This is a genomic window from Salinivibrio sp. MA440 (assembly GCF_001996265.1).
Lineage (GTDB): Bacteria > Pseudomonadota > Gammaproteobacteria > Enterobacterales > Vibrionaceae > Salinivibrio > Salinivibrio costicola.
The window spans coordinates 1-6,037 of sequence record NZ_MUFI01000077.1; the positions used below are offsets into that span (position 1 = coordinate 1).

Genomic DNA, 6,037 nt, shown 5'->3' on the forward strand with positions numbered 1-6,037 from the left:
TTTATAAAGTTATAGTGCGTTAGGTGGGTATTAAAAAGGCCTTATCATAAGATAAGGCCAAACATATTACGGAAATGGACTACTTCATCATCTCTGATTTACTTGTTCTGCCTTCGCGCCATCCGCCAAGCCAGTAGCTTCTTGCATCAGTTTGTTGGTAAGGACATATCTCAGACGATCGACCGTTTACTCCCGCTTGAAAGCCTTTTGACTGTGCGCGTTCCAAACGATCTCGCTTCTGTCTTTTCATAGGGTCGCCCTCTTCATTCCATCTTGTTCAATGCTGCGCTTGCTATTCGCAAGAATGCTCCCGTCCATGACGTTTTTATGAAGCATCAACTACAGCTTCGATCATGAACATTTTTTAATCAAGCACTATCGCTGCTGTAAAAGACAAACTGTGAGTCATCTCCCCCCAAAAGTGACACCGTCACTCACTCTCTTGTTGCATTGCCTCCAAGGCTTCCCAACGTTCAAACGCTTGCTCAAGCTCGTGTTCCGCCTCTGCCAATCGAGTAAGTTTAGGCTGAGTAATCTCCTGACTTTTCGAGAAAAACTCAGGGTCATTCATCTCTGATTGCAAGACTTCAATTTCGTTTTCTAATGCTTCAAGCTGCGCAGGTAAACCTTCCAATTCACGCTGTAATTTGTACGAAAGCTTCCGCGGTTTACTTTTCGGTTTTGCCGTCTTTTGTTCCGTATCAGCGTGACGGTTTGATGGGGTACCTTTATCATTTGGGGTAATCGCTTTGAGGTATTGCTCACGTTGTTGCTGCGCATCGTGATAGCCACCCACAAACTTATTGATCGTGCCGTCCCCTTCAAATATCCAACTGTGGGTCACCGTATTATCAACAAACTGTCGATCGTGACTGACTAACAACAAGGTTCCTTGGAACTGAGAGAGTAAGTCTTCCAGCAGCTCTAACGTCTCAATGTCCAAATCGTTTGTTGGCTCATCAAGCACTAAGAGATTCGCAGGCTTGAGGAACAGTTTGGCTAACAGTAAGCGATTTTTCTCTCCTCCCGATAGGGCTTTTACCGGGGTTTGTGCACGTCGTGGATGGAACAAGAAATCTTGCAGGTACCCCATCACGTGGCGCTTACGCCCACCGACTTCAACTTCTGTTTTTCCTCCCGCCAAGTTATCAATCACGGTCTTTTCCGGATCGAGTTTTTCGCGGTATTGGTCAAAGTAGGCCACATCCAGCTTGGTGCCAACATGTAAAGAGCCACTGTCGGGCGTCAGCGTCTCTAGCATCAGTTTTAGCAGTGTGCTTTTTCCGCATCCGTTGGGGCCGATTAGCGCGATGCGATCACCACGCATCACCGTAAAGCTCAGCGGTTTAATTAACGGTTCATCTTGATAAGTGAATGTCACGTTTTCAGCTTCAAAAACAATTTTTCCTGAACGCGTTGCATCATCCAGTTGCAAGTTGGCGTTACCTTGTAACTCTAAGCGGTTAGCGCGCTCTTGACGTAACGCTTTCAGTTCTCGCACCCTTCCCTCATTACGAGTACGACGTGCTTTAATACCTTGACGAATCCATGATTCTTCTTGGGCCAGTTTTTTATCAAACTCAGCGTTTTGCTCAGCTTCAACCCGTAGTGCCTCTTCTTTACCATCAAGGTAGGCTTGATAATTCCCCGGCCAGGATGTCAGCTTACCGCGATCTAAGTCGACAATGCGTGTTGCCATGGCGCCGATGAACGAACGATCGTGTGAGATAAATACGATCGCGCCCCGAAAGTCTTTCAAAAATTGCTCTAACCACAGAATGGTCGATACATCAAGATGGTTAGTCGGCTCGTCGAGGAGCAATACATCGGGCTCGCAAACCAGTGCCCGGGCTAATGCTGCCTTGCGCTGCCAGCCACCTGACAACGCATTGAGCGCGGTATTACCATCCAGCCCAAGGGCGCCAAGAACCACCATAATTTGGTTATCAAAGCGCCACGCATCGGCATGATCTAGCGCTTCTTGTACCTTTGCCAGCTCGGCGATGTTTCGATCGCTAGGATCGGTTTCGATCGTTGCGATCAGTTGATGGTATTGCTTGAGCTTATCGCCTGCATCGGCAAGCCCTTCCGCGACATAGTCAAACACGGAGCCTGGGCTATCTCGAGGTGGATCTTGCTCCAGTCGTGAGACTTTAAGCTCGGATTGACTTTGAATAGTGCCATCATCAAGTTGCACTTGTCCGTCGATGACCTTCATCAACGTAGACTTGCCTGCGCCATTACGTCCAACCAAACAAACACGCTCTCCGGGCTGGAGAATGAAGTCTGTTTTGTCTAACAATGGATTGTCGCCATACGCTAACTGCGCAGCGGTAATTTTAATTAATGCCATTTTGCGATAACCAAGCTTGTAGTTGTATGTGATCAAACGGCCAGCCTAACTCTGCGCTCACCTCTCCTGCTTGATTGCGAATTGCAATCACCGGAATAGTGACGCCGTAACGCTCAAAGAGCGTATCGTCAAAGGCAATATCTTGGGTTGCAAGTGGCGTTTGATAACCGAGTGATTGATAAAGTGACCAGGCTTGCTCACACAGATGACAGCCTTCGGTACTGAATAACACGAGTGTCATGCAACCACGTCCTGATGCTGAATAATCCAACAATTGTGAATATGGGGATTGCGTGCAAAGTCTTCTGGGATCGAACGCTTACTCATATTTTCTGCATTAAGTCCGGCATCGGCCAATCGCTCAAGATCCATCTTAAAGTGGCGTTTGTTATTAGAGAAAATAATTTCGCCCCCAGGGCGCAACCGTGCTTTGAGAGCCAATAGTAAATCGATGTGATCGCGTTGCACGTCAAAGGTTGTCTGCATCCGCTTCGAGTTAGAGAAAGTCGGTGGATCAACAAAAATAAGATCAAATTGTTGGTCCGATTGCTCTATCCACTGCAAGCAGTCGGCCTGTTCAAACTGATGCTGACGCCCGACCATTCCGTTAAGCTTCATATTGCGCTCAGCCCACGCAAGATACGTTTTCGACATATCCACGGTGGTCGTTGACCGTGCACCACCGACCGCTGCATGTACCGATGCACTTCCCGTATAAGCAAACAGGTTAAGTACATCTTTTCCAGCCGCTTTCTCGCCAATTAGTCGACGCGTGTAGCGATGATCGAGAAACAAGCCGGTATCGAGGTAGTCATAAAGATTAACCTCAAGTGTTACACCGTATTCCTGTACGGTCATAGTATGCGCGGCACCTGACAGCTTTTGGTATTGATTATTCCCTTTTTGCTTCTCACGCGTTTTGAGCACAACTTTATTCGCATCAACACCTGTGACAGCAATGGCAGCACGCACCATATCCAGCAATCGCCGACGTGCCTTTTCTGGGGCGATCGTCTTAGGTGCCGCATATTCTTGGATCACTAAAAAGTCGCGATAGCGATCAATCGCGGCTTTGTAATCCGGCAGGTCAGCATCATAGAGTCGATAACACTCGATGGCCTCTTTTTTCGCCCATTTATCCAATTTTGTCATGTTTTTACGGAGCCGATTAGCAAAGTCAGGAGCAACGTCAACCGTCGGGGCTGCATCTCCTGCCTCTTTCAGGCCACGTGCGGTAATGGCATACGTTTTCATTACACAATCAAGGGCGCCATTGCGCAGTGCAAACTTGTCATCGGCACGCATCCGCAGACAACTAAGCAGCTCGTCCGAGCCGGAATATAAAGAGACAGTGTTACCTGCAAACGCGAGCTTAAGATGGTCACCTAGCTGCGTGTACAACGCAATCAGTCCAGGCGTCGTGCCTAAACGCTCACCGTAAGGGGGGTTTGAGATAATATGCCCTCCGGTGAAGTCTTCTGGCGGGACCACCTCAGTGGCATCTGCGACATTAAATTCGATCAATTCTGCGACACCCGCGCGTCGGGCGTTTGCCCGGGCCGTCTCAATCATACGTGCATCATTGTCTGTCCCATAAAAACGCGTTTGGCATTGGCTCACCCCGCGTTTAGCTTTAACGCTCGCCTCTGCTTTGATCGTTTTAAAAGCCTCGTCATCAAAACCAAGCAGTGATTCAAAGCCCCAACGTTTGCGCTTAAGCCCAGGAGCGACATTCGCGGCAATCATCGCCCCTTCAATCAGAAGCGTTCCGGAACCACACATGATATCCATCATAGGTTGCCCGCTTTGCCACCCACTGCGTAACACTAACGCTGCTGCATGGGTTTCGCGTAAAGGAGCCGCCCCTGCCTGAGTACGATATCCTCGTTGGTGCAAACCACTGCCAACCATATCAATACCGAGCACACCTTTATCTTTCGACAAGCGCATATGAATGCGTAAGTCTGGTTGCTCACGATCAATACTTGGCCGTGGCAGATTGGCTTTTTCAAATTTATCGACAATCGCATCTTTGACTTTTAGGGCACCATATTGGCTATTGCGAATCTCTTGGTTAGTACCGTTAAAGTCAACCGCTATCCGCTGGCTGGAATGGAAATGATCCGGCCAATTAATCGCCGTAGCGCCAAGGTATAAATCCATATCATCGCGAACCGCGAACTCACCCAGCACCAGCACAAAACGGGATGCAACCCGACTCCACAAACAACATTGATAAAGCGTGGAATCGTCGGCTTTAAATTTTACACCGGCATGGACTTGCTTAAGGCTGGATGCACCAAGCTGTTCAAGCTCCTGAGCCAACAAATGCTCGAGACCTCGAGCGGTTATAGCGAGATAGTGTTTCATTGAGTCTCTACACCCTCTGGGCGTGGTTGTCATAATGGCGCCGATTATACATCAATCTGACCCGCCCCGTTGACCCAAGGCGAAACAATCTCCGTTGAATGGTGAATTAATCGCCACCCCAGTGTTTCTGTAAAGAATCAATCACCCGATGATTATTGTTTCCCTCAGGAATCCTATCTCGGCAAACCCTGACTGGCTACGTTTCCTGGTGGAAACACGACCTAATCAAGGCGCGCCACGTCTAGCATGAAGCGTTAGAAAATATAACGTGTAAGCATTCACTTTGCCTTGAGAGGCGAGTTATGGCGGGTTGATAGGCGTGCAGAATTCGATTATTTCCCACTAGGAATTAGGTTAGCCTCTAAAAACTGGTATATACCAGCTAGCGGTTAAGGAAAGGATTATTGCTGTAAAACAGGAAAAAGCGGTAAAGATTTGCCGTTAAAGCGGATAAAAACGCGACGAAAATACCCAATTTTAGACATTATTGGTGCACGTTTTTTGCTCAAACGTGAAGAGAGATCACAGGTTTTAGACGCACCTGTTTGGTATCAGAAACATTAATCGCGCAAAAAGAAGTGGGAATAGTGACGTCAAATCAGGGGAAAGGTTGGATAAAAGAAAACGTGAGCTGAGTGAAAGCCACTCAGCCCACTAACGCAAAGCGACCTTTTTGGCTATTAGTTTGGTGTTTAGATTGCGATAGCCGGTCGTTCATTACTTTAATCGCACCACAAAACGCCATGGTTTTATTTGCGCTCAGTTCAAAATCGGCTTCGCGAGCGAGCATGCATAGCGAGGCTGAACCGGCGTTTTCTATAATAATAAATGGCGCCCTGTCCCCGGTTTGGCTCGTGAGTTCGACAATCTGCCCCCACTCGGGTGCGGCGATCGTTTCTTGTTGCGTCTCAAAAAACCAACTTTTGGGTAGCACAGGTTTGTGGAAGCGATGGGCTGCCACTGCGTTCAAAGCAAGCTCTGCCCGGCGCGGCCCGGACAGTGACAGTAATGACAGAGGATCTGTCAGATACTGAAAAAGCGATGCGTCCTCAACTGAAAATGGGGATGTCGAGAACGCATCAGGGATGAGATGTTTGGCATTGATCGCCACGCGAAAAACCATGTCATCACCCAAATCGAGCATCAGTGATGTCGATGCATCATCGAAATACCATCTCCATGCATTGTTAGGTTTTAACATACTTCAGCTCCCGCGAAGACTCAAAAACTGGGGGTCTGGCGATATCAAGACTGCCATTGACTGAAGTGTAATGGGTTGAGGGCAAAAAAAAAGGGGAAGAAACCCTCCCCCTT

General features: G+C 48.2%; 5 protein-coding genes. All 5 read right to left on the minus strand.

The features are described 5' to 3' along the window. Positions 1-79 precede the first annotated feature (79 nt). The 5 genes from rmf to BZG80_RS15315 all read right to left on the minus strand — a co-directional run bounded on the left by rmf (position 80) and on the right by BZG80_RS15315 (position 5,924). Complete coding sequence (rmf, locus tag BZG80_RS15295; protein WP_077460554.1) at positions 80-250, minus strand: ribosome modulation factor; 171 nt, start codon at positions 248-250, stop codon at positions 80-82. Between the two features lie 180 nt (positions 251-430). After that, a complete protein-coding gene (gene uup / locus BZG80_RS15300; RefSeq protein ID WP_077679742.1) occupies positions 431-2,353 on the minus strand; it encodes an ATP-binding cassette ATPase Uup in 1,923 nt (640 codons plus the stop codon). Continuing rightward, entirely contained in the window at positions 2,340-2,594 is a 255-nt protein-coding gene (locus tag BZG80_RS15305) for a glutaredoxin family protein (RefSeq protein WP_021023220.1), read from the minus strand. Before BZG80_RS15305 ends, uup begins: the two co-directional genes overlap by 14 nt. Further along, positions 2,591-4,723, minus strand: a complete 2,133-nt coding sequence (rlmKL, locus tag BZG80_RS15310) for a bifunctional 23S rRNA (guanine(2069)-N(7))-methyltransferase RlmK/23S rRNA (guanine(2445)-N(2))-methyltransferase RlmL (RefSeq protein WP_077679743.1) — start codon at positions 4,721-4,723, stop codon at positions 2,591-2,593. The genes BZG80_RS15305 and rlmKL overlap by 4 nt, the downstream gene beginning before the upstream one ends. Before the next feature lie 646 nt (positions 4,724-5,369). Next, on the minus strand, positions 5,370-5,924 hold the full coding sequence (locus tag BZG80_RS15315; RefSeq protein WP_021023222.1) for a cell division protein ZapC: 555 nt from the start codon (positions 5,922-5,924) through the stop codon (positions 5,370-5,372). Between the last annotated feature and the right edge of the window lie 113 nt (positions 5,925-6,037).

Coding starts and splice junctions, on each gene's coding strand:
- BZG80_RS15305 (WP_021023220.1), bottom strand. CDS start 2,594: ATGACACTCGTGTTATTCAGTACCGAAGGCTGTCATCTGTGTGAGCAA.
- uup (WP_077679742.1), bottom strand. CDS start 2,353: ATGGCATTAATTAAAATTACCGCTGCGCAGTTAGCGTATGGCGACAAT.
- rmf (WP_077460554.1), bottom strand. CDS start 250: ATGAAAAGACAGAAGCGAGATCGTTTGGAACGCGCACAGTCAAAAGGC.
- BZG80_RS15315 (WP_021023222.1), bottom strand. CDS start 5,924: ATGTTAAAACCTAACAATGCATGGAGATGGTATTTCGATGATGCATCG.
- rlmKL (WP_077679743.1), bottom strand. CDS start 4,723: ATGAAACACTATCTCGCTATAACCGCTCGAGGTCTCGAGCATTTGTTG.